Genomic DNA, 24231 nt, shown 5'->3' on the forward strand with positions numbered 1-24231 from the left:
GGTCTATTAGCTCAGTCGGTAGAGCACCTGACTTTTAATCAGGGTGTCCCGCGTTCGAGTCGCGGATAGATCACCAATGGAGAGGTGTCCGAGTGGTTTAAGGAGCTGGTCTTGAAAACCAGTGACTTCGAAAGGGGCCGTGGGTTCGAATCCCACCCTCTCCGCCAAATGCCCAGATAGCTCAGTCGGTAGAGCAGGGGACTGAAAATCCCCGTGTCGGTGGTTCGATTCCGCCTCTGGGCACCAGAATATGGCGGTATAGCTTAGTTGGCTAGAGCGTTCGGTTCATACCCGAAAGGTCATAGGTTCGACTCCTATTACCGCTACCAAAATTTAATGTGGGCCATTAGCTCAGTTGGTTAGAGCGCCCGGCTCATAACCGGTAGGTCTGGGGTTCGAGTCCCTGATGGCCCACCACATTAAATTAAAGATCTATGGTGGGTATAGCTCAGTTGGTTAGAGCGCCAGATTGTGGCTCTGGAGGTCGTGAGTTCGACTCTCATTATCCACCCCAACTAATATGGTCTATTAGCTCAGTCGGTAGAGCACCTGACTTTTAATCAGGGTGTCCCGCGTTCGAGTCGCGGATAGATCACCAAAAAGGTGGCGACATAGCCAAGTGGTAAGGCAGTGGACTGCAACTCCTTGATCCCCAGTTCGAATCTGGGTGTCGCCTCCAATAAAATGCGCTCATAGCTCAACTGGATAGAGTGTCTGACTACGAATCAGAAGGTTAGGGGTTCGAGTCCCTTTGGGCGCACCATATAAACATCGAGGGATTATAGCTCAGCTGGGAGAGCACCTGCCTTACAAGCAGGGGGTCACAGGTTCGAGCCCTGTTAATCCCACCAGTGCAAACCTCTAGTAATTTTACTAGAGGTTTTATTTTTGATTAAAAAAGATTTATATTTAGGAGGTAAAAAATTTGTATATAATTATAGGAAATGAAATAGTTGATAGTGAAGAACTTAAAATAATCATAGATAAAAATAGTAAATTCAAAGTTGAAAAGGATTTAAGTAAAAGTACAAAAAGAGAGGATGTAATAGCTTATCAATTAAGTATAAATTTGGATTACTTAGATACTATTATAAGTGAACAAGATGAGTATATGACTTTATCTGATGAGGAAAAGTTTGATGAGTATATGACTTTATCTGATGAACTTGCACTAGATTTAGAAGAACTTATGCCAAAGTACACAATAATAAATGCTAGAGCATATAAATTAGATGAGGTAGAAGGAGTAGTAAAAATAATACTAGTTATAGCATATGCAGATTTAGGTCATCTAAAACTTTCTGATGTAATAAAACGTTTGTTAAGACAGATAGATTAAGATATGAACTATATTGAGAAAAGTATGTGAAATATTACGTAAAGATGAAAATAATTATGTAAACAGAGAAAAAAATAGTATAAAATAATATCAATTGTAGAAATTTTCACACAAGTTTGTCTGAAATTCCATAAAAAATCCCTTAATTTTAGTGAGGTAAATTGAGTTTAGACAGTCTAAAAGTTATATATATTTATAAATTTATCTTATTAATTAAGGAACTTGCTTAAACATCTTCAAAAATAAAGTATTTTAGTCTATAATCTTTAATATTACACAAACAATAAAGGAGAAGAATAGAGTATGCTTAAAAAGTTTAATAAAATACTAGTAGCTAATAGAGGCGAAATAGCTATAAGAATATTTAGAGCCTGTTCAGAATTGGGGATAAAAAGTGTTGGTATATATAGTAAAGAAGATAAATATGGATTATTTAGAACAAAAGCAGATGAATCGTATTTAATAGGGGAAGGCAAAGGTCCAATAGATGCATACCTAGATATGGATGGAATAATAGACTTAGCAAAGAGAAAAAAAGTTGACGCTATACATCCAGGATATGGTTTTCTAGCAGAAAATGCAGAATTTGCTCGCAAATGTGAAGAAAATGGAATTACTTTTATAGGCCCATCATCTAAAGTAATGAATATGATGGGGGATAAGATAAACTCTAAAAAAATTGCAAAAGAAGTTAATGTTCAAACTATACCAGGAGTGGAAAAAGCAATAAGAAGTACTGAAGAAGCAAAAGAAGTTGCAAACAAAATAGGTTATCCTGTTATGATAAAAGCATCTAATGGTGGTGGCGGTAGAGGTATGAGAATCGTACATCATGAAAAAGATTTAGAGCTTGAATATGAAACTGCTTGTAGTGAATCAAGAAAAGCTTTTGGTGAAGATATTATATTCATAGAAAAATATATAGCTGATCCAAAGCATATAGAAGTTCAAATATTAGGGGATAACTATGGAAATATAGTTCATTTATACGAAAGAGATTGTTCTGTTCAAAGAAGACATCAAAAGATAATAGAATATGCACCAGCATTTTCATTAGATGAAAAAGTAAGAAAAGAAATATGTGATGATGCAGTCAAGTTATCAAAATATGTAGGATATTCTAATGCAGGGACACTAGAATTCTTAGTAGATGCAAATGGTGGTCATTATTTTATAGAAATGAATACAAGAGTACAAGTTGAGCATACTGTAACAGAAATGGTTACAGGAATAGATATAGTTCAAAGTCAAATATTAATAGCTCAAGGATACAGTTTAGATAGTGAAGAAATAAATATAAAATCACAAGATGATGTTGAAATAAGAGGATATTCTATCCAATGTAGAATAACTACAGAAGACCCTAAAAATAGATTTATGCCAGACACAGGTAAAATTCAAGTTTATAGAACTGGTTCAGGATTTGGTATAAGACTAGATGGTGGAAATGGATTTACAGGAGCAAACATAAGTCCTCACTATGATAGTTTATTGGTTAAGACAATATCTTGGGATAGAACATTCCAAGGTGCAATAAATAAAACTATAAGATCTATAAAAGAGCTTAGAGTTAGAGGTGTTAAGACTAACGTAGGATTTTTAGTTAATGTTTTAAATAATCCTATATTCTCAAATGGTAAATGTAGTACTAAATTTATAGATGAAAATCCAGATTTATTTGAAATAACAGAAAGTAAAGATAGAGGAACAAAATTACTTCAATTTATAGGTGATGTAATTGTAAATGATAACGCTTGTCAAGAAAAACCATTATTTGATGCGTTACATGAACCAAGAATGAATAAAGATGGTTCAAAGGCAGAAGGAAGTAAGATACTTTTTGATAAGTTAGGTAAATCTGCATATATAGAAAAAATAAAAAATGATAAAAAACTATTATTAACAGATACAACAATGAGAGATGCACATCAATCATTATTGGCAACAAGATTAAGAACATATGACTTACTAAAAGCTGCTAAACCAACAGAAAAATATCAAAAAGATTTATTCTCACTTGAAATGTGGGGTGGAGCTACTTATGATGTTGCATATAGATTCTTAAAAGAGTCACCTTGGCGTAGATTACAAAAACTAAGAGAAGAAATACCAAGTATAATGTTCCAAATGTTGCTTAGAGCATCAAATGGAGTTGGATATAAAAACTATCCAGATAATGTAATAGAAGAATTTACAAAAGAGTCTGCTAAACAAGGAATAGATGTATTTAGAATATTCGACTCATTAAACTGGGTTGAAAATATGAAACCATCTATTAATACAGCTCTAGAAACTGGAAAAATAGTTGAAGCAACTATGTGTTATACAGGTGATATATTAGATAAGACTAAAACTAAATATGACTTAGAATATTATATTAAGATGGCAAAAGAGTTAGAAAGTTTAGGAGCAGATATAATAGCAATAAAAGATATGTCAGGACTTCTTAAACCATACTCTGCTTACACATTAGTCAAAGAACTAAAGAAAAATGTAAAAGCACCAATACATTTACACACTCATGATACAAGTGGAAATGGTGTGGCAACTTGTTTGATGGCATCAGAAGCTGGTGTAGATATAATTGACGCTGCATTAGAATCTATGGCAGGGCTTACAAGTCAACCATCGCTTAATGCAATAGTAGAAGCTCTTAAAAATACAGAAAGAGATACAGGTATAGATTTATTTGGATATGATGAGTTAGGAAAATACTATAAGGATTTAAGAAAAGTTTATAACAAATTTGAAAGTGACTTAACTAACTCTTGTGCAGAAATATATAATTTTGAAATACCAGGAGGTCAATATACAAACTTAAAACCTCAAGCTGATAGTTTAGGATTAGTTAATAGATTTGATGAAGTTAAAGAAAAATATAAAGAAGCTAATGAAGTTGTAGGAGATATAATAAAAGTAACACCATCTTCAAAAGTTGTAGGAGATTTAGCTATCTTTATGACTAAAAATAAATTAGATAAAGATAATATAATAGAAGAAGGTAAAAACTTATCATTCCCAGATTCTGTTGTAGACTACTGTAAAGGTATGATTGGTCAACCAGAAGGTGGTGTACCAAAAGATTTACAAGAAATAGTTTTAAAAGGTGAAGAAGCTATTACAGTAAGACCAGGTTCACTATTACCAGCAGAAGATTTTGATGAGATAGCAAAATATCTAAATGAAAAATATGATATAAATGCAAATATAAGAAATGTTATAAGTTATGCTTTATATCCAAAAGTTTATGAAGACTATATTAAACATTTACAACATTATAATGATATATCTAAACTTGAAAGTGATGTATTCTTCTATGGATTAAATAAAAATGAAGAATGTGAAGTAGAAATAGAAGAAGGTAAAGTATTAACGATAAGATTAGTTGAAGTTGGCGAAGTTAAAGAAGATGGATTTAGAACTATAGGTTTTGAATTAAATGGAATGGTTAGAGAAGTGGAAATAAAAGATAGAAACTTCTCTGGAAAAGTTACTAATGTTGAGAAAGCTGATATGAATGATCCACTTCAAATCGGAGCAAGTATACCAGGAAAAGTTATAAAGATAATGGTTAAAGAAGAAGATGAAGTAAAAGCAAATCAACCATTAATAGTTATAGAAGCAATGAAAATGGAAACTATAATAGTTGCTAAGACTGATGGAGTAATTAAATCAATTAAAGTAAAAGAAGATGATATGGTTGAAGATAAACAATTATTAATGATAATGAAATAATTGAATTAAAATAACTTATAAAACACTCTAAAATATTTTTATTAAATATTTAGAGTGTTTTTATTTATTTAAATTAAATATTTGTTAAAAAAAAGAGGAAAATTATATCCCTATGTAGAAATAAAGCTAGTAAGGAAAATGTTATCTAAAAATTCTAAAAATAATAAACATTTTCTAGACTATTTCTTAGGAAATAACAGCTAAGAGAAAATACATAAATTTAAAAGGTGGGTGCTTATATGAAAGTTTATGATAGTAATATGTTGAGAAATGTAGCGGTATTAGGACATAGCGGATGTGGTAAAACAAATCTAATCGAAACTATAGCTTACACAGCAAACACTAATAAGATACCTAAATTAACTGACAAGGTAAATATGACTTATAGTATGGGATTAATACCTATAGAATATAATGACTATAAGTTTAACTTATTGGATACACCAGGATATTTTGACTTTAGCGGAGACGTTGTATCATCTCTTAGAGCAAGTGATGCAGCAATAATAGTAATAGATGCAACAGCACCTATTCAAGTTGGTACAGAGAAATCATTAGAACTAACTGAGAGTATTCCTAAGATAATGTTTATAAATAAAATAGATAATGAAAAAGCAAGATATAAAGATGCAATAGCAATGTTAAGAGAAAAATACAATAATAAGATAGTTCCAATGATAAGTCCTATATACAAAGATAAAAACTTTGTCAAGTTACATAATGTATTTGAAAATATAGATGATTTAGAAGGTGAATTTAAAGAACAAGCTATGAGTGTAAAAGAAGCTTTAATGGAACTTATAGCAGAAACAGATGACCAAATATTAGATAAGTATTTTAATGGAGAAGAGTTAACTACAGAAGAAATCCAAAAAGGTATTGTTATAGGTATACAAAGAGGAGATATTATACCTGTAATATGTGGTTCAACTATAAATAACATAGGGACAAAAGAAATATTAGATACAATATCAAATTATATAGAACCTATATTTACAGAAGAGAGTAAGCCATTTAAAGGATTAGTATTTAAAACTATGGTCGACCCATTCGTAGGAAAAATGTCATATATAAAAATTACTCAAGGTACAATTTCTAAAGATAAAGAAATTTTTAATATAAACAAAAACATAAAAGAAAAAATAGCTAACATATATACATTGAGAAATAGTGAGTTAGTTGAAATAGAAAAAGCTAAGGCTGGTGATGTGGTAGTTGTAACTAAAGTTAATTCTCTAAAAACAGGAGATACTATATCTGTAGATAAAGATGCAGAAGCTTTAGATAAGATAGATTTCCCAAAACCACAAATATATTATGCTGTCAATCCTAAAAATAAGGGTGATGAAGAAAAGGTAGCTGCTGTATTAAACAAACTTGTAGAGGAAGACCCTACATTACATTGGTATAGAAATACAGAGACAAAGCAAGCTCTTTTAGGAGGACAAGGGGAACTTCACATAAAAACAATTAAAAATAAAATGAAAGATAAGTTTGGGGTAGATGTTGAATTAAATGACCTTAAAGTTCCTTATAGAGAAACTATAAAGGAAACAGCTGATGTACAAGGGAAACATAAGAAACAATCAGGTGGCCATGGTCAATATGGAGATGTAAAGATAAGATTTGAAAGATGTGAATCTGATTTTGAATTTGCAGAAGAAATATTTGGTGGTTCTGTACCAAAACAATATATACCAGCAGTAGAAAAAGGTTTAAAAGATTCTATGCAAAAAGGGGTATTGGCTGGTTTCCCTGTTACAAATATAAAGGCTACACTTTATGATGGTTCATATCATGATGTAGATTCTTCTGAAATGGCTTTTAAGATGGCAGCAAGTGCAGCGTTTAAAAAAGGTATGGAGGAAGCTCATCCAATATTATTAGAGCCTATTATGAAACTTAAGATAACTGTTCCAGAAGAATATATGGGAGATGTTATGGGAGATATAAACAAGAGGAGAGGTAAAATATTTGGTATGGAGCCAGATAATAAAGGAAAACAAATAATATTTGCAGAGGCTCCACAAGCAGAGACATTTAAATATGCAATAGATTTAAGAGCAATGACACAAGGTAGAGGATACTTTGAAATGGAATTAGAAAGATATGGAGAAGTTCCATCACAATTTGCAGAAAAAATAATTGGATTAGTTACTGCAAAATAATAAAGAAGATATAATATTAAATAATTAATATCCATCTATTATATAATATTATATAAAAATAATTTTGTAATTAAAGCTAGGTATATGCTTATTTTAAATAAGTGTATATCTAGTTTTTATGTGTTTTTATAAAAAACAAGAAAAAATCAAATTAAAGTAATAAAAAATGTGAAGAATAAAAGATACTTTCTTAAACTGTTTTAATAAAAGAAAGTATCTTTTTATATTATTATTTTTAGAAATGTTTAATAATAATGATATGAAGGTATATTTACAAATACAAGGTATAGATACATTAAAAATCAATTAATAACCAAGAATTTTAAAACTTAATTGTTGTAAATGTAAGAAGTAGAAGCTCATATTTAACAAAAGATGGACACTTACATTTAAATTATTATGAAAAAAATAAATTTACACAATTTAGGGCTTTAAAAATTTAAATAATAGGTGTAAAATAGTAGTCAAAGAAAGTCAAAAATTAAAAGGTGTGTGGTGATATAAATGGCAACTATGACAGATATAATTGAAAAATTTATTAAAGATTTGATGGAAGAAGATAATAGTATACAGATTCAAAGAAATGAACTAGCAAACTTGTTTAGTTGTGCACCATCACAAATAAATTATGTTTTAACGACAAGGTTTACCATAGATAAAGGTTATTATATAGAAAGTAAAAAAGGTGGCGGAGGATATGTTCAGATAGAAAAAATACGAAGAAGTAAAGATGGACATATTAGAGAAATATTGAATGAAAGAATAGGAAGCCAAATATCCTATAAGAAGGCAAAAGAGTTGGTAGAAAGTTTGAGAGAATCAGACTTAATTAGTGAAAGAGAATTAAAACTAATATTATATGCAATAGATGATAAGTCATTATGTATGCCAGTATATGAATTAAAAGAGAAGGTAAGGTCTAATGTTTTAAAGAATATAATAATAGGAGTATTTAGTATAGAGGAGTGATAATTTATGCTATGTCAAAAATGTAATAAGAATAAAGCATCTGTATATTACAATAAAATAGTCAATGGAGAAAAGACTGAAATGTATTTGTGTAGTGAATGTGCTAAAGAGAATACAGAGATGAATTTTAATTTAGATATGCCTTTTTCAATGATGGATATATTTTCTAACTTAGGATTTCAACCTAAAAAAGAGCTTGAAGAAAAGTTAGTTTGCCAAAAATGTAATATGACATATAGTGAATTTAAGAATAATGGAAGATTTGGATGCAGTGAATGTTACAATGCATTTAGCAGTCAAGTAAATCCAATGCTTCAAAATATACATGGCCATATAGAACATATAGGTAAGGCTCCTAAAAAATCATTTTATAAAATAAGTGTAGAAAATGAGATTAGAGAATTAAAAGAAGATTTAGATAGAGCTATAAAAAATGAAGAGTATGAATTAGCTGCTCAATTTAGAGATAAGATTAAGTATTTAAAAGGCTCTATTGACTAAGATTGGAGTGATATTATGAAAGAGAATATAGTCATGAAATCAAGAGTTAGGCTAGCTAGGAACTTGAATAATTATCCTTTTCCAAATAGATTAGATAAAGAGTGTGCTATGGAAATAATAGAAAAGGTAAAAGATGCATTTATGAATTCTAGTTTAGAACATAAAGAAGAGTTTGATTTCTATAAGATTGAAGATTTAGACCAATCTAAAAAGATGCTTATGGTTGAAGAGCATATGATAAGTCCAGACTTAGCAGAAAATGATAAAAGTGCTGTTATAGTAAAAAAAGATAAAACTGTAAGTATAATGATAAATGAAGAAGACCATATAAGAATACAAACTATATGTGATGATTTAAATTTAGAAAATGCTTATAACATAGCAAATGAGATAGATGATTTATTAGAATCAAATTTAGAATATGCATTTAGTACAAAGTTGGGTTATCTAACATCTTGCCCAACTAACACAGGAACTGGAATGAGAGCTTCTGTGATGATGCACTTGCCTGCATTAAGTCAATTAGGATATATGGATGAACTTTATAAGATTTCATCACAAATAGGTATAGCAATAAGAGGTATATATGGAGAGCGAACAGAAGCATTGGGAAATATATACCAAATATCTAATCAGCTTACACTTGGAAGAACAGAGTCTAATATTATAGAGAATGTAAGTGGACTTACAAAGGATGCAATTTCAAAAGAAGTGAAAGCCAGAGAAATATTACAAAAAAAATTGGGTATAAAATTAGAAGATAAAATATTTAGGTCAATAGGAACACTTGAAAATTCAAGGGTAATGAGTAGTTCAGAGGCAATGAGCCATCTATCAAATATAAAAATGGGAATAGAAATGAACTATATAAAAAAATTAGATTTAAAAGCTATAGAACAACTTATGATAGGTATACAACCAGCACATCAGTCAATAATGTATAAGAGTGATGATGTTGAGAATAGAGATATAAATAGAGCAACATACATTAGAGAAACTTTGGAAAAATTAAGAGGAGGGATAAATTATGAACTTCAATAGATTTACACAAAGAGCTAAAAAAGCAATTGATTTAGCGTTTGAGTCTGCTAAAAACTTAGGACATAATATTGTTGGAAGCGAGCATGTACTTTTAGGTCTTTTAAAAGAAGAAGAAGGAATAGCTGCCAAAGTTCTAAGTAAGGTTGGATTTACAGAGGTTTATTTAGAAGGCAAAATAATTGATATGGAAGGTAAGGGTGAAGGAATCCCAGAGGATATAGTATTAAGCCCAAGAAGTAAACAAATATTGGAACTATCAGGAATGTTTGCAAATAAATTAAAAACAAATTATATAGGAACTGAGCATATATTATTAGCTATTATTCAAGAAGGTGAAGGAATAGCCAATAAAGTTTTGAACTATGCAGGTGTAAATGACAGAACTCTAGCCCAATTAACAATTGATATGATGGGTATAAGTGATAATAATCAATATAAATCAGAAAATAGTTACACGGGCAACCAAAATCAAACAGAATCTAAGATTCTCGATAAATATGGAAGAAATCTTACACTATATGCAAAACAAAATAAAATAGACCCTGTTATAGGAAGAGAAAAAGAAATACAAAGAGTTATACAAATATTAAGTAGAAGAACTAAAAACAATCCTGTGCTAATAGGAGACCCAGGAGTAGGTAAAACAGCTATAGCTGAAGGTCTAGCAACAAACATAGCATTAGGTAATGTTCCAGAAACACTAAAAAGTAAAACGCTGTATTCTTTAGAGATGGGTTCTTTATTAGCTGGTGCTAAGTACAGAGGAGAATTTGAAGAAAGAATTAAAGAAGTTGTAGATGAAGTTGTTAAAAACGGAAATATAATTTTATTTATAGACGAGATGCATACCATAATAGGAGCTGGGTCTACAGGAGAAGGCTCTATAGATGCGTCAAATATATTAAAACCTGCGTTAGCTAGAGGCGAAATACAAGTTATAGGTGCAACAACAATAGATGAGTATAGAAAGCATGTTGAAAAAGACTCTGCACTAGAAAGAAGATTCCAACCAGTTATGGTGGATGAACCAAGTAAAGAAGATTCAATAAAAATATTAGAAGGATTGAGAGATAAATATGAAGCTCATCACAAAGTCAAAATAACTGATGATGCTATAAAAACAGCTGTAGAATTATCAACTAGATATATATCAGATAGATATCTACCAGATAAAGCGATAGATTTGATTGATGAAGCAGCATCAAAAGTTAGGCTAAAGGAAAATACTCCTCCAGCCGAAATAAAAAAATTAGAATTAGAAATAGAAAATATAGATAAAGAAAAAGAAGAGGCAGTAAGATGCCAAGATTTCGAGAAAGCAGCAAAAATAAGAGATGAGCAAGGCATACTTAAAAAACAATTAGAAGATGTTAGAGAAAGATGGAATAAATCATCTAAACATTCTGATTTAGTTGATGGAGAAGTCATTGCTGAAGTAGTAGGTTTATGGACAGGAATACCTGTTAATAAAATTCTTGAGGAAGAAGCTGATAGACTTTTAAAACTTGAAGAAATCTTACACAATAGAGTTATAGGCCAAGAACAAGCAGTAAAATCTATTTCCAAGGCAATAAGAAGGTCAAGAGCGGGTCTTAAGGATCCTAATAGACCAATTGGTTCATTTTTATTTTTAGGGCCTACAGGAGTAGGAAAAACAGAATTATCTAAGGCATTAGCAGAAGTGCAATTTGGAGATGAAAATCAAATAATAAGAATTGATATGTCTGAATATATGGAAAAACATGCTGTATCAAGAATGATAGGTTCACCTCCTGGTTATATAGGTCATGATGAAGGAGGTCAATTAACTGAAAAAGTAAGAAGAAACCCATATTCAGTTATTTTATTTGATGAGATAGAAAAAGCTCATCCAGATGTGTTTAATATTCTATTACAAATTCTAGATGATGGTAGATTAACAGATTCAAAAGGAAGAACTGTTGACTTTAAGAATACTATTGTTATAATGACATCAAATGTTGGTGCATCTACAATTGGTAGACAAAAAACTTTAGGGTTTAGTATAGCTAAAGGAGACGAAGAAGAAAAGTCTCAATATGAAAAAATGAAAGAAAACATAATGGGTGAATTAAAGCAAAGATTTAGACCAGAGTTTTTAAATAGAATAGATGATATAATAGTTTTCCATTCATTAAATGCAGAACACATATCTAAAATAGTAATTTTAATGGTAGACAAATTACAAGAAAGACTAAAAGATATGGATATAAAACTAGAAATGAGTGATGAAGCTATAAATTTAATTTCTAAATCTGGGTTTGATTTGGAATATGGAGCAAGACCTCTTAAAAGAGCCTTACAAAAAGAACTAGAAGATGAGTTATCTGAAGCGATTTTAAAAGGTGATGTAAAAAAAGGAAGTAATATAATAGCAAAAGTTAAAGATGAAAAAATAGTTTTTGAAACTAAATAATTCAATAGAGTTGCATTTTAAAATCTTATAGATATAAGTTTTATAGTTTAAAGAAAATTTTAAGGGCAATGAATCTATAATAATTCATTGTCCTTAATTATTTTATTTAATCTTTACCTATTCTCTTTCACATATGCTAAAATTATAGTATAGAATAATAAATTAAGGATGATTAAAATATGGCAAAAATAAAAACTAAATATGTATGTCAATCCTGTGGATATGAAACAGCTAAGTGGCTTGGAAAATGTCCAGAGTGTACAAAATGGAATACATTTGTAGAAGAAGTAGATCAAAAAAGCACAAAAAAAGAGGTCTTTATAATAGATAAATCTTCATCTAAACCAGTTAGTATAACTTCAATAGAGAGCAAAGAAGAAGAAAGGTTTACAACAGATATAAAAGAATTAGATAGAGTACTTGGGGGAGGTATAGTTAAAGGTTCTCTAGTACTTGTTGGTGGAGACCCTGGTATAGGTAAATCCACACTTTTAATTCAAGTTTCTAGTAATGTAGCTAAGTTAGGAAAGACTGTTTTATATATAACTGGAGAAGAATCAGAATCACAGATAAAAATGAGAGCAAAAAGATTAGGTATTAATTCAGAAAATTTATATATATTTGCCGAAAATAATTTAAGTATAATTGAATCTTATTTAGAAAGTGTAAATCCAGAATTAATAATTCTAGACTCAATTCAAACTGTCTTTAGTCCAGAAATATCTTCAGCACCAGGAACTGTCAGTCAAATTAAAGAAGGTACTTCAAAATTCATGAAGATTTCTAAAAAAATGGGAATTTCAACATTCATAGTTGGTCATGTAACCAAAGAAGGTTCACTAGCAGGGCCAAAATTATTAGAGCATATGGTTGATACTGTTTTATATTTTGAAGGTGAAAGATATAATACATATAGATTAGTAAGGGCTGTTAAAAATAGATTTGGTTCAACAAATGAACTTGGGGTATTTGAAATGAGGGACTTGGGATTAGTAGAGCTTGATAACCCGTCTAAGATTTTGATATCTGAAAAACCAAAAGATGTAGCAGGCTCAGTTATAATATCTACTGTAGAAGGTACAAGACCAATGTTACTTGAATTACAAGCATTAGTTTCGCCGACAAGTTTTGGTATAGCAAGAAGAACATCTACAGGAGTAGATTATAATAGAGTTGGTATGTTATTAGCAGTCTTAGAAAAACGTGTTGGTCTGCAAATACAAAATCAAGATGTATATATAAATATAGTTGGAGGTATAAAGATAAATGAACCTTCGATTGACTTAGGAATAGCTATTTCTGTAGCATCTAGTTTTAGAAATATACCTATAGATGAAGATATAGCTGTTACAGGAGAGGTAGGGCTTACAGGAGAAGTTAGATCAGTAAGTTTTATAGAAAAAAGAATTGCTGAGTGCAAAAAACTTGGATTTAAAAAGATAGTAGTTCCTAGAAGTAATTATGAGGTTGTAAAAGATACTAAGGGTATAGAAATATGGCCAGTAGATAACTTAAGACAAGCTATAAATATAGTACTTGGGAGGAATCAATAAATATGGAGAATTTTTTGGATAATAAAAATATGCTGTATGCATTAAAAATGATATCTCCTGGAACCCCTCTTAGATTAGGTCTAAACAATGTACTAAGAGCTAAGACTGGTGGTTTAATTGTAATTGCGACAAATGAAGATGTAATGAAAATAGTAGATGGAGGATTTGCTATAAATGCAGAGTATTCACCATCATATCTATATGAATTAGCCAAAATGGATGGAGCGATAGTTTTAAGTGGTGATGTAAAGAAAATATTATTTGCTAATGCACAACTTATACCAGATTACTTTATAGAAACGTCAGAGACTGGAACTAGACATAGGACGGCAGAAAGAGTAGCAAAACAAACTGGTGCTATAGTCATAGGAATTTCACAAAGAAGAAATGTTATAACAGTTTATAGAGGAAATGAGAAGTATGTGGTCGAAGATATATCTAAGATATTTACTAAGGCAAATCAAGCAATACAAACTTTAGAAAAATATAAAACAGTATTAGACCAAGCTATAACTAATTTAAATGCTCTAGAGTTTAATGATTTGGTAACTATTTATGATGTAGCGCTAGTCATGCAGAAAATGGAAATGGTAATGAGAGTTACAAGTATAATTGAAAAATATGTAATAGAATTGGGGGATGAAGGAACTTTAGTAAGCATGCAATTAGAGGAATTAATGGGTACAACTAGAATAGATCAGAAATTAATATTCAAAGATTATAACAAAGAAAATACTGAAATAAAAGAACTTATGAAAAAAGTTAAAAATTTAAATTCAGAAGAACTAATAGAATTATTTAATATGGCAAAACTATTAGGGTATAGTGGATTTTCAGAAAGTATGGATATGCCTATAAAAACAAGAGGCTATAGAATTCTTAGCAAAATACATAGACTACCAACAGCAATAATAGAAAACTTAGTAAATTATTTTGAAAACTTCCAAGAAATATTAGATGCATCTATTGAAGAGTTAGATGAAGTTGAAGGAATAGGCGAAATAAGAGCAACATATATAAAAAATGGACTTATAAAAATGAAACAATTAGTATTATTAGATAGACACATATAATGAATTTTAAGTGAATTTTACTACTTTTTTCTTGAATATAATATACACTTTGGTCTATAATAGATAAGTATAACTAGGGGGTGAAGCATTGATAAGGAAAGTAACAAGGATATTGTTTATTTTACTTGGATTTACGATAGGTATAACGACCTATTTAACATTGATGAGAGATTTTGAAATATTAACATTTGGAAAAGAAACGTATGGTTATATAGCAGCTGTAGTAGCAGGTATAGTAATAGCTATTTTAGGATATCTTATAGAGCCGTGGGTTGTAAATAGAACAAAAGAAATTGCTAAAGTTGTGGATAAAGAGTTATCAAAATATCCTCAAACGGATATATTATTAGGGTCTATGGGTCTTATAGTAGGATTCGTAATTGCATATTTATTGAGTGGATTAGTAAACAGAATACCAATAGTAGGTGGAATACTATCTTTACTATTATATTTATTCCTAGGATATCTTGGAATGAAAGTTGCGCTTAAAAGTAAAAATGATTTATTTAATATTGGAAAATTAGGAAGATTAGCAAATCCTATTAAAGATAAGGATAAAGACAAAGATAATAAAAAAGAAGTAAAGGCGATACCTCCAAAAGTATTAGATACAAGTGTAATAATTGATGGAAGGATAGCTGATATTTGCAAAACAGGATTTGTAGAAGGAAAACTTATTATCCCTGCTTTTGTTTTGGAAGAACTAAGACATATTGCAGATTCTTCAGATGATTTAAAAAGAGTAAGAGGTAGAAGAGGTCTGGATATATTAAATATAATTCAGAAAGAATTAAATATAGAGGTTGAAATAAGTGAAAGGGACTTTGATGATATAGCAGAAGTTGATAGTAAATTATTAAAGCTTGCCCAAGTATTAAATGGAAAAGTTGTTACTAATGATTATAACTTAAATAAAGTTGCTCAATTTCAAGGTGTTGAAGTATTAAATATAAATGAGTTGGCTAATGCTATAAAACCAGTTGCAATACCAGGTGAAGATATGGTTGTTCAAGTGGTTAAAGAAGGAAAAGAAGCTCAACAGGGTGTTGCATATCTAGATGATGGAACTATGATAGTTGTTGATGGAGGAAGAAAACATATGAATGAGACTATAAAAGTTTTAGTAACTTCTGTTCTTCAAACTCCTGCTGGTAGAATGATATTTGCAAAACCTAAAAATTGATATATTCAAATAAACCTAAAATTTGGGCTGTTTATTGTAAATAGATGGTCCAAATTTATTTATTTATAACGATAATGTTTAATGTATTCTTAAGTGTGAGGATTTAAATCAGAAAGCAGGGAGAATTTATGAGAAAAAAGATTATATCTTTCTTAGCAACATTTATCATAATATTAATATCGATGAGTCAGTATAGCTTTGCAGATGATATACCAACGCATGGAAAAGTAATATTTATAGATATGAATAGAACTAGTATGAACAATATGTTAAGAATAAAATCATTGAGAGAAGAGCTAGAAAATAGAGGGTATATTGGCTTGATGAACATAAGAGGCGATAAAGGTAGTGATGATAGAAGGTCATATGCCAGTATGGGTGCTGGTGGAAGAGCCAATGTAGCTAATGAAGAAGATATTAATTTTGAAAGCTCAAGCAAAGATAGAAATATAGTTTTTGAATCAGTTACAGGTAAGAAAGCAAAAGGTATAAATGATTTGACTATAAATATGTCAATAAATGAGAATCTAAACTTTGGAGAATATGGCTCTACATTGGGTTCATTAGGTCAAAGTTTATCTGAAAATGAACTGAAAACGTCCATATTAGGAAATGCAGATATAGTTGAAGGTGGTCAACTTGTAAAAAATAGAAATTTATGCCTAACAGCTATGGATGAGTATGGTAGAATTCCTTATGGAAATGTAGATAATATCAATAAAAAAGATTTATCTATGCCTTATGGAATATCAACTGATTATACTAAGCTTGTTGCTGAAACTAAAGAAGCTTATAAAAACAGTGATGTAGTTTTTGTAGAACTTGGAGATACATATAGATTAGATTTATATAAACCAAACTTGAATGAAAATACATATAAAAACATGAAAGACAAGATAGAAAAAAATATAGATGAATATTTAAAAAATATATTTTCTATGGTTGGAGAAAATGATACTGTTTACATAGCCAGTGCATTTCCAAGTGATTTAGATTATAAAAATAAAAGAAGACTTTCTCCAATAATAAAGTTAAGTGGGAATGGAAAAGGATTGTTGTCATCTTCAACTACTAGAAGAGAAGGTATTGTAACTAATTTAGATGTAGGAGTAGACATACTAGATAGTTTTGATTTAAAAAATCCAAATATGGTTGGAAGAAAGTATGAACTTATCAATAGAGATGATAATAAAGAATATTTAATGGATGAATATCAAAAGATAGTATCTATTTCAAGTATAAGGTCTGTGATATTAAATGGTTTTGTAAATGTAGTTTTTTTGTCGTGGATAGTTGCGATGATTGCAATTTTATTTAGAAAACATATATCAAAAAAACACAAAGAAACAACATACTTTATACTAAAAGAACTTTTAAAAATAGGAATAGTAATGCCTCTGTCATTTATGATAACCCCAATAATGAACTTTAAAACACCAGTAGCAATTTCCTTAGGCATAATTATAATAACACTTACTATATATTTAATAAGTAAAGTTTTAATAAAAAATGACCTAAAAAATATTCTGTTCTTTACAGGATTAACTATATTGATTATGGTTATAGATTCTGCACTTGGTGCATATCTAATGAAAAGTAATGTAATGAGCTATGATTGTATAATTGGAGCTAGATATTATGGTGTAGGAAATGAATATCAAGGTGTGGCAATAGGGAGTGCAATTTTTACATTTGCAATTTTATTGACATATAAAAAGATACCAAAATGGTCTGTAATAGTCTTTTCTTTAGCCATTTTAATTACTAGTGCATCTCCAATTATGGGAGCAAATGTAGGAAGTGCTATTTCTGAATGTGTAGCATTTTTACTATTTATATTATTGATATATGATGTAAAGATAGATTTTAAAAAAGTTATATTGTTAGGCATAGCAGTACTACTTGTTTTAGGAGTTTTTGTAACAATAGATATAGTTTCAGGAAGCAACTCACATTTAGGTATGTTTGTAAAAGACATTTACTTTAATGGTCCAGGAGAAATAATACAAACATTTAGTAGAAAGATAGAAATGAATTTAAAATTAGCTCAAACCAGTGCATGGGTAAATATATTATTAGCTGGAATAGGAGTAATTTTAGTACTTATGCTTACTCAAATTAGATATTTCAAACAATTAATTAATGAATATCCAATTGTATTTAAAGGGTTTATAGCATCCGTAGTAGGATGTTTTGTCACTCTTTTAGTAAATGATTCTGGTATAGTTTCATCAGCTACAGCTTTTATATATGTAATTGTACCTATGATTATATTAAGTATAAATATGACAGCATTAAAAGAATAAATTATAGATATCGCTATATAAAGGTTAAAATATTAATTTAAATTGATTTTTATATAATACAATTAAAGAGAGTGTCTCAAAATAATTTTTTAAGATTATAGATGAGACACTCTTTTTTATGTAAATACAATATATTATATATTTGTTAATAAAAAATAAAGAAAAAAATACCCCTTGCTATTGACACAGTGTCATGTTGTAACCTCTATTTAGAGAGGTGAATGATGATGAAAATATTAAACTATACAAATCAAAGTATAATTACTAATCCTACAAAATTTGAAAAAGAGTATAAGAACCTTCCTACTACTCCTACTGAACTATTAGAGATTGTTCAGAATTTAATTATTCATAGAGAACATGGAAATCTATATGGTGTATCGTTTAGTAAGCAACAATCAGAAGAAGAATTACTACGTACAGTTTCACAAATGCTAGGGAAGATTATGAAGATAAATTCTCAGTCGATAACTATACCTAGAGAACCAAAGCAACGATTAGTAGGTATGTGTAGAGATTATTCTTTACTCTTTGTTTCTTTTCTTAGGTATCAGGGTTACGAAGCCAGAATGAGAGCTGGGTTTGCCAGCTACTTTCAAAGTGAGATTCCTTACGAGGATCATTGGGTTGTTGAATATTATAATAAAATCCAAAACAGATGGATAAAAATTGATGCTCAGATTGATGAGATTCAAAAGAAACATTTTCAACTTGATTTTGATACTCATGATATTGGTAAAGAAAATGGATTTTTAACAGGAGCAGAAGCTTGGATAAATTGCCGACAAGGTACTGCTCATCAGTATGATTTTGGATACAACAAAAACTGGAAAGGATGGCACTCAGTAAAAGGAAATCTTTTATATGATTTTAATAATCTCATTGGATTAGAGTTACTTCCTTGGGATTTATGGACAGAATTGAGTACAAAAAAATATAGTCAACTAACTATAGAAGAAAAAAATTTATTAGATGAAATCGCCGAAATAATATCTGATAAAGATATGAAGATAAATAACATAAATAAGCTGATTTCTAAATTACCAGAAGAATACATTACATCTATTTTTTCTCAACTTAAACTATTAGGTATTTTAGAATCAAAACAATTTAGCAATCCTAAAGAATTGGAGAAAAAATTTGAACTTATTAAGACTTCGAAAATACCTAGTAAATACATACCTTCTTCTAACAAAGATACAATTTATTTAAAAGGAGGGAGACAAAATAATTTAAAGGATATAGAAGTGAGTATTCCCAAAAATAAGTTTACAGTAATTACGGGAGTAAGTGGCAGTGGAAAATCATCCTTAGCTTTTGATACAATTTATGAAGAAGGAAAAAGACGTTATTTTGAGAATCTAAGCAATGCTGCAAAGTTACAAGAACAAATTCAAAAGCCTGAGTTTGATTTGCTTCAAGGGTTAACACCTACAATTTCTATTGAACAGAAAAAAGGAAGTAAAAATCCACGTTCTACAGTAGGAACTCTTACTGGTATTTGGGATTATTTACGAATGCTATTTGTTTCAATTGGGAGAAGCTATTGCCCATACTGTAAAGTACCCTTAAAGAAAAAGAATAAAACAAAAAATTATTGTCCACATTGTGAAACTCTTTTTTCGAAAATAAATACTTCAACATTCAATGCTAATTCCCATACAGGAGCATGCCATACGTGTAACGGTTTAGGTATTATTTATGAAGTTAACCCTCAATTAATCGTAAAAAATCCTAATATTTCCATATTAGATGGAGCTACTTATTATTGGGGAAAATTAAGAGGTAAAAAGCTAACAGGAAACTGGATGGTAGGCGAATTATTTGCAATTGCAGAACATCAAAATATTGACTTATCTACACCTTGGAACTTACTTCCTAAGGAATTTATTGATGCTATTTTATATGGTACTGGAAATAAAATATATGAATTTAGCTATGAATCAAAAGGTAGATTAGCAAAAATCAAAAGACCTGCTTCTGGAGCAATTAATCATATTCAGCGACTTTTTAGAGAATCTAGTGCAAATAATAATGCTTCACAACAATACATGGAGGAAGTACCATGTCATACATGTAATAGTGAACTACTTAGCACAGAAGCAAGGTTTACTACCATTCAAGGTTATAGGTTTCCTGAATTAACTAAACTGACAATAGAACAATTATGGGATTGGTTATCTGAATTACCAAACTACCTTCAACAAAATGAAATAAAGGTTGTACAAGATATACTAATGGAACTAGAAATTCGAGTTAATTATTTACTAAAAGTTGGGCTACACTATTTGACTACTGACAGAACGGCACCAACATTATCAGGCGGAGAATTACAACGTGTCCGTTTATCTAGCCAATTAGGTAGTGAATTAATTGGATTAACTTATATTTTAGATGAACCTTCTATTGGATTACATCCTAGAGATCACCATTTAATGATTAAGATGATGAAAGAACTCAGAGATAAGGGTAACACTGTTATTGTCGTAGAACATGACAAGGATACCATGCTACAGGCAGATTATATTATTGATGTAGGGCCTGGTGCAGGTATAAATGGGGGAAAAATAATTGCGAAAGGAACCGTTCAACAAATTATAGAAAATCCAAACTCTATTACTGGGAAGTATCTTCAAATAACAGAGAAAAAAGGAACACTAACTAAACAAGTACCTAAAAAATGGTTAAGCTTAAAAGGATGTAATGCCCATAATTTAAAAAATATTGATGTAGAAATTCCATTGAACTGTATGTGTTGTATTACAGGTGTGAGTGGTTCTGGAAAAAGCTCGCTTATTTTTCATAGCTTAATACCAGCTTTAGAAGAACAAATAAATCAGAAAATTAATCGTAACAAAAAATATGATGAACTAACTGGAACAGAGCATATTGATGGTTTCATAACGATGGACCAAACACCTATAGGAAAATCAAATCGATCTACTCCAGCTACTTATATCAATATTTTTGATGATATTCGCTATATATTTGCTCAAACACCAGAGGCCAAGATGAGATTATTTGATGATAGTTGTTTTAGCTTTAATAGCAAAAACGGTCAATGTCCTAATTGTCAAGGATTAGGAAAAACAAAAATTACTCTACAATATATGGCTGATAGTTGGGCAACTTGTTCTGAATGTGGCGGGAAACGATATAAAAAGGAAATTTTATCAATTTTATACAAAGAAAAATCTATTGTAGATATTCTTTCCATGGAAGTACGAGAAGCAAAAGAGTTTTTTAATGACAATTCTGAATTATTTAGAAAATTATCTATATTAGAAGAGGTTGGGCTAGGTTATTTAAAATTAGGACAAAGTACTTTAGGTTTGAGTGGTGGAGAATCTCAAAGAATGAAGTTAGCGAAAGAATTGGGAGCAAAAACGAAAAAGCGAATGCTATATATCCTAGATGAACCTACTACAGGTCTTCATTTTCAAGATATTGAAAATTTACTAATTACATTTAAAAAATTAGTAGAAGAACAACACTCTTTGTTAGTTATTGAACATAATACTGAAATTATGAATGCATCTGATTGGATAATTGATGTAGGTCCTAATAGTGGTGCTCAAGGGGGAGAAATCATTGCTTTTGGAACACCTAATGATATAAAAAATAACCATGATAGCATAACTGGAAGATTCTTATAGGAGGAGAAATACATGAGAAAAGAAAAAAGTTGGCAAATGAAATTGACTGCTTACATGCTTAGTCAAACAATCTCAATGTTAGGCTCGTCTATTGTATCTTTAGCAATGATGTGGCATGTCACTCTTCAAACAAACTCAGGAATTAGTATTGCAGGAATTACAATAACTACATTTCTCCCACAAGCACTCATTATGTTAGCGGGAGGAGTAATTGCAGACCGCTTTTCCATGAAAAAGATTATCATTTTGTCTGATATTTTTATTGCAGGAGCTACACTCTGCTTAGCAATTTTATACTTTTTAGGTTATCAGTCTATTTTATGGATTTACATTTTTAATACTTTCAGATCTTTGGGGACTGGAATTCAATTACCTGCCTCAAAAAGTATCCTTCCTCTATTTATTCCAGAAGATGAATTATTGCGAGCAAATAGCTATTCAACAACTATTTGGAGTGTAATACAACTTATCTCCCCTGGTTTAGGAGGATTGGCACTAACCATGTTGCCATTGGGAGAAGTTTTTCTTATTGATGTTGTGACTGCACTTATTGGTGTTAGCTTATTGTCAACCATTTCAATACAGGAAACAGAGCAAAAGGTAGCAGAAAATAGTATCAGAGAAATGAAAAAAGGATTTCAATATCTGTCTCGCTCAAAAACATTGAAAAGTATATTAATACTATACACAGTTTTTCAATTTCTAGTAGTTCCTGCTTCTCAACTAACTCCTCTTCTAGCTTCAAATAATTTGGGAGAAAAAGTGTGGATATTAAGTGTAATCGAAATTTCTTTTTCAGTAGGGGCACTGGTATCAAGTCTAGTAATGGGTTATAAAAAGATTAAAATTTCCCATTTTAAGCTAATTGGTTGTTCTGCCTTTCTATTTGGCTTGATGATGATTTTAGTAGTAATTAGTAAACAAGTGCACCTATTTCTGGTGAGTATGTTTGTTATGGGTATAGGAAGCCCTCTCTATTATACTCCACTCATTACAATTATCCAGAAAGAAACACAATTAGAATATATGGGACGTGTTTTCTCCTATGTAGACTTATTGGGAACTTTGGCTACACCATGTGGGATGTTTATATTTGGACCATTAAGTTCTATAAATTTGAGCAGTGCCTTTATCATACCTGGATTATTTCTGGCATTTTTAGGTGGAAGCATACTAATAAAAAAGGAAACAATTCTATCCAACAAATCAGATAGAATCGATTAAAACTAGAGGAATTTGAATTTCGGTTAAGTATTCTTGTGGATTATCTGTATGTCTATAATCAACAATGGTAATTTGGCGTGAGTAATTACCGATTGAATATTCATTATGTTCAATTAACCATTGCACAAATGATGAATAAGCAACCTCAAGATTAGAATAAGGTCCATAAACCATCATTGAAGCCATAACGTCAACAGATTCCAACATTCTAAAACAAATACTACCAGAAGAAGTTCCAAGTTTCTTTACAATGAAAGCAACTTCAATGTCAACTCTATCATCTGCGTGTTCAATATCATGATAAATAGCTATATTGTTGTATCTAGTTTGGTCAATAGTAATATTATTCTGTATGACAAATTCAGTTAGCTCTTTCCAAAGGAGTTCTTCTTCGAAAGGGCTGTTCATCTTTCTTCTTAATGAAATGATAGGAATTGCTTCTACTCTTTTTAAAGATATATTGTAATGTTTTTCAATTTCATTTTTTTGAATATGCTCAATTGCTTCTTTTAGTTTGTTGGCACGAAGTTTTTCTTCTTCTATGTATTCATAGGTTGCATTTAATTTCTTTGACATTTTATCTAAAAGATACTGCTGATTCCAATGGTCAACTATATCTTTTATTTCTACGATACTAAAATTTAAGTCCCTTAACATTATAATTTTTTGAAGCAAAGGGACTTGATTAGTTGAATATAATCGGTGACCTGTAGAGGAGTCAATGTATTCGGGTTTTAAAATTCCTTTCTTATCATAATACCTCAACATTCGTACTGAAACTTTTGTTAATTTTGAAAAATCACCTATTTTCATTTGTTTCACCTCCATAAATTTAGTATATAAGATTAATTTTGATACTTCAAGATTTAATATAAATAAGAAATAAAAAATAATTTTATTAATGTTTATAAAAAATGAGTTATGATATAGATTTATATTAAAAACTAATTCTTCAAATAAAGTCAATATAACTTACAAAATAGGACATATCCATGTACATTCTTACTACTAATAAAATATTCTTACACAAAGGTGAATCTTGTATATCA

General features: G+C 30.0%; 14 protein-coding genes and 10 tRNA genes. 23 read left to right on the plus strand and 1 reads right to left on the minus strand.

Annotation, left to right across the window (positions count from 1 at the left end):
* The 23 genes from KGF52_RS08650 to KGF52_RS08760 all read left to right on the plus strand — a co-directional run bounded on the left by KGF52_RS08650 (nt 1) and on the right by KGF52_RS08760 (nt 23182).
* Nucleotides 1-76, plus strand: a tRNA-Lys gene (locus KGF52_RS08650).
* 2 nt (nt 77-78) lie between these two features.
* Nucleotides 79-167, plus strand: a tRNA-Ser gene (locus tag KGF52_RS08655).
* Between the two features lie 3 nt (nt 168-170).
* A tRNA-Phe gene (locus KGF52_RS08660) sits at nt 171-246 on the plus strand.
* 6 nt (nt 247-252) lie between these two features.
* A tRNA-Met gene (locus KGF52_RS08665) sits at nt 253-329 on the plus strand.
* 11 nt (nt 330-340) lie between these two features.
* A tRNA-Ile gene (locus KGF52_RS08670) sits at nt 341-417 on the plus strand.
* Between the two features lie 20 nt (nt 418-437).
* Nucleotides 438-514: transfer RNA gene (locus tag KGF52_RS08675), tRNA-His, on the plus strand.
* Nucleotides 515-522: 8 nt separating this feature from the next.
* A tRNA-Lys gene (locus tag KGF52_RS08680) sits at nt 523-598 on the plus strand.
* A gap of 7 nt (nt 599-605) precedes the next feature.
* Nucleotides 606-679, plus strand: a tRNA-Cys gene (locus tag KGF52_RS08685).
* 7 nt (nt 680-686) lie between these two features.
* Nucleotides 687-763: transfer RNA gene (locus KGF52_RS08690), tRNA-Arg, on the plus strand.
* 12 nt (nt 764-775) lie between these two features.
* Nucleotides 776-851, plus strand: a tRNA-Val gene (locus KGF52_RS08695).
* Between the two features lie 74 nt (nt 852-925).
* Nucleotides 926-1339, plus strand: a complete 414-nt coding sequence (locus tag KGF52_RS08700) for a hypothetical protein (RefSeq protein ID WP_227830198.1) — start codon at nt 926-928, stop codon at nt 1337-1339.
* 303 nt (nt 1340-1642) lie between these two features.
* Nucleotides 1643-5074, plus strand: a complete 3432-nt coding sequence (locus KGF52_RS08705; RefSeq protein ID WP_227839835.1) for a pyruvate carboxylase — start codon at nt 1643-1645, stop codon at nt 5072-5074.
* Between the two features lie 239 nt (nt 5075-5313).
* Nucleotides 5314-7242 (plus strand): elongation factor G, encoded by a 1929-nt coding sequence (locus KGF52_RS08710; protein WP_227830196.1) that lies wholly within the window; start codon nt 5314-5316, stop codon nt 7240-7242.
* 504 nt (nt 7243-7746) lie between these two features.
* Complete coding sequence (locus KGF52_RS08715) at nt 7747-8211, plus strand: CtsR family transcriptional regulator (protein WP_227437114.1); 465 nt, start codon at nt 7747-7749, stop codon at nt 8209-8211.
* A gap of 6 nt (nt 8212-8217) precedes the next feature.
* Nucleotides 8218-8712: a UvrB/UvrC motif-containing protein gene (locus tag KGF52_RS08720; protein ID WP_227437113.1), complete on the plus strand. Its 495-nt coding sequence runs from the start codon at nt 8218-8220 to the stop codon at nt 8710-8712.
* 15 nt (nt 8713-8727) lie between these two features.
* Entirely contained in the window at nt 8728-9753 is a 1026-nt protein-coding gene (locus KGF52_RS08725; RefSeq protein ID WP_227839836.1) for a protein arginine kinase, read from the plus strand.
* Nucleotides 9740-12187 carry an ATP-dependent Clp protease ATP-binding subunit gene (locus tag KGF52_RS08730; protein ID WP_227839837.1) on the plus strand — a complete coding sequence of 816 codons (2448 nt, stop codon included), beginning with the start codon at nt 9740-9742 and terminating at the stop codon, nt 12185-12187. The genes KGF52_RS08725 and KGF52_RS08730 overlap by 14 nt, the downstream gene beginning before the upstream one ends.
* A 179-nt stretch (nt 12188-12366) precedes the next feature.
* Nucleotides 12367-13740 (plus strand): DNA repair protein RadA, encoded by a 1374-nt coding sequence (gene radA, locus KGF52_RS08735; protein WP_227830191.1) that lies wholly within the window; start codon nt 12367-12369, stop codon nt 13738-13740.
* Nucleotides 13741-13742: 2 nt separating this feature from the next.
* Nucleotides 13743-14813, plus strand: a complete 1071-nt coding sequence (gene disA / locus KGF52_RS08740) for a DNA integrity scanning diadenylate cyclase DisA (protein WP_227437106.1) — start codon at nt 13743-13745, stop codon at nt 14811-14813.
* Between the two features lie 88 nt (nt 14814-14901).
* On the plus strand, nt 14902-15996 hold the full coding sequence (locus KGF52_RS08745; protein WP_227830190.1) for a PIN/TRAM domain-containing protein: 1095 nt from the start codon (nt 14902-14904) through the stop codon (nt 15994-15996).
* 128 nt (nt 15997-16124) lie between these two features.
* Nucleotides 16125-18302, plus strand: a complete 2178-nt coding sequence (locus tag KGF52_RS08750) for a hypothetical protein (RefSeq protein WP_227830189.1) — start codon at nt 16125-16127, stop codon at nt 18300-18302.
* 227 nt (nt 18303-18529) lie between these two features.
* Nucleotides 18530-21958, plus strand: a complete 3429-nt coding sequence (gene uvrA, locus KGF52_RS08755; protein ID WP_227839838.1) for an excinuclease ABC subunit UvrA — start codon at nt 18530-18532, stop codon at nt 21956-21958.
* Nucleotides 21959-21970: 12 nt separating this feature from the next.
* Complete coding sequence (locus KGF52_RS08760; protein WP_227839839.1) at nt 21971-23182, plus strand: MFS transporter; 1212 nt, start codon at nt 21971-21973, stop codon at nt 23180-23182.
* Here KGF52_RS08760 and KGF52_RS08765 read toward each other — a convergent pair.
* Nucleotides 23165-23995 (minus strand): MerR family transcriptional regulator, encoded by an 831-nt coding sequence (locus KGF52_RS08765; protein ID WP_227839840.1) that lies wholly within the window; start codon nt 23993-23995, stop codon nt 23165-23167. The genes KGF52_RS08760 and KGF52_RS08765 overlap by 18 nt on opposite strands.
* Between the last annotated feature and the right edge of the window lie 236 nt (nt 23996-24231).

Origin of the sequence: Clostridioides sp. ZZV15-6597 (genome assembly GCF_020657815.1) — a bacterium.
In the GTDB taxonomy this organism is placed as follows: domain Bacteria; phylum Bacillota; class Clostridia; order Peptostreptococcales; family Peptostreptococcaceae; genus Clostridioides.

Excerpts from the sequence above, each read along its gene's own strand:
- KGF52_RS08705 (WP_227839835.1), top strand. The coding sequence starts at position 1,643 with ATGCTTAAAAAGTTTAATAAAATACTAGTAGCTAATAGAGGCGAAATA.
- KGF52_RS08710 (WP_227830196.1), top strand. The coding sequence starts at position 5,314 with ATGAAAGTTTATGATAGTAATATGTTGAGAAATGTAGCGGTATTAGGA.
- KGF52_RS08715 (WP_227437114.1), top strand. The coding sequence starts at position 7,747 with ATGGCAACTATGACAGATATAATTGAAAAATTTATTAAAGATTTGATG.
- KGF52_RS08720 (WP_227437113.1), top strand. The coding sequence starts at position 8,218 with ATGCTATGTCAAAAATGTAATAAGAATAAAGCATCTGTATATTACAAT.
- KGF52_RS08725 (WP_227839836.1), top strand. The coding sequence starts at position 8,728 with ATGAAAGAGAATATAGTCATGAAATCAAGAGTTAGGCTAGCTAGGAAC.
- KGF52_RS08730 (WP_227839837.1), top strand. The coding sequence starts at position 9,740 with ATGAACTTCAATAGATTTACACAAAGAGCTAAAAAAGCAATTGATTTA.
- radA (WP_227830191.1), top strand. The coding sequence starts at position 12,367 with ATGGCAAAAATAAAAACTAAATATGTATGTCAATCCTGTGGATATGAA.
- disA (WP_227437106.1), top strand. The coding sequence starts at position 13,743 with ATGGAGAATTTTTTGGATAATAAAAATATGCTGTATGCATTAAAAATG.
- KGF52_RS08750 (WP_227830189.1), top strand. The coding sequence starts at position 16,125 with ATGAGAAAAAAGATTATATCTTTCTTAGCAACATTTATCATAATATTA.
- uvrA (WP_227839838.1), top strand. The coding sequence starts at position 18,530 with ATGAAAATATTAAACTATACAAATCAAAGTATAATTACTAATCCTACA.
- KGF52_RS08760 (WP_227839839.1), top strand. The coding sequence starts at position 21,971 with ATGAGAAAAGAAAAAAGTTGGCAAATGAAATTGACTGCTTACATGCTT.
- KGF52_RS08765 (WP_227839840.1), bottom strand. The coding sequence starts at position 23,995 with ATGAAAATAGGTGATTTTTCAAAATTAACAAAAGTTTCAGTACGAATG.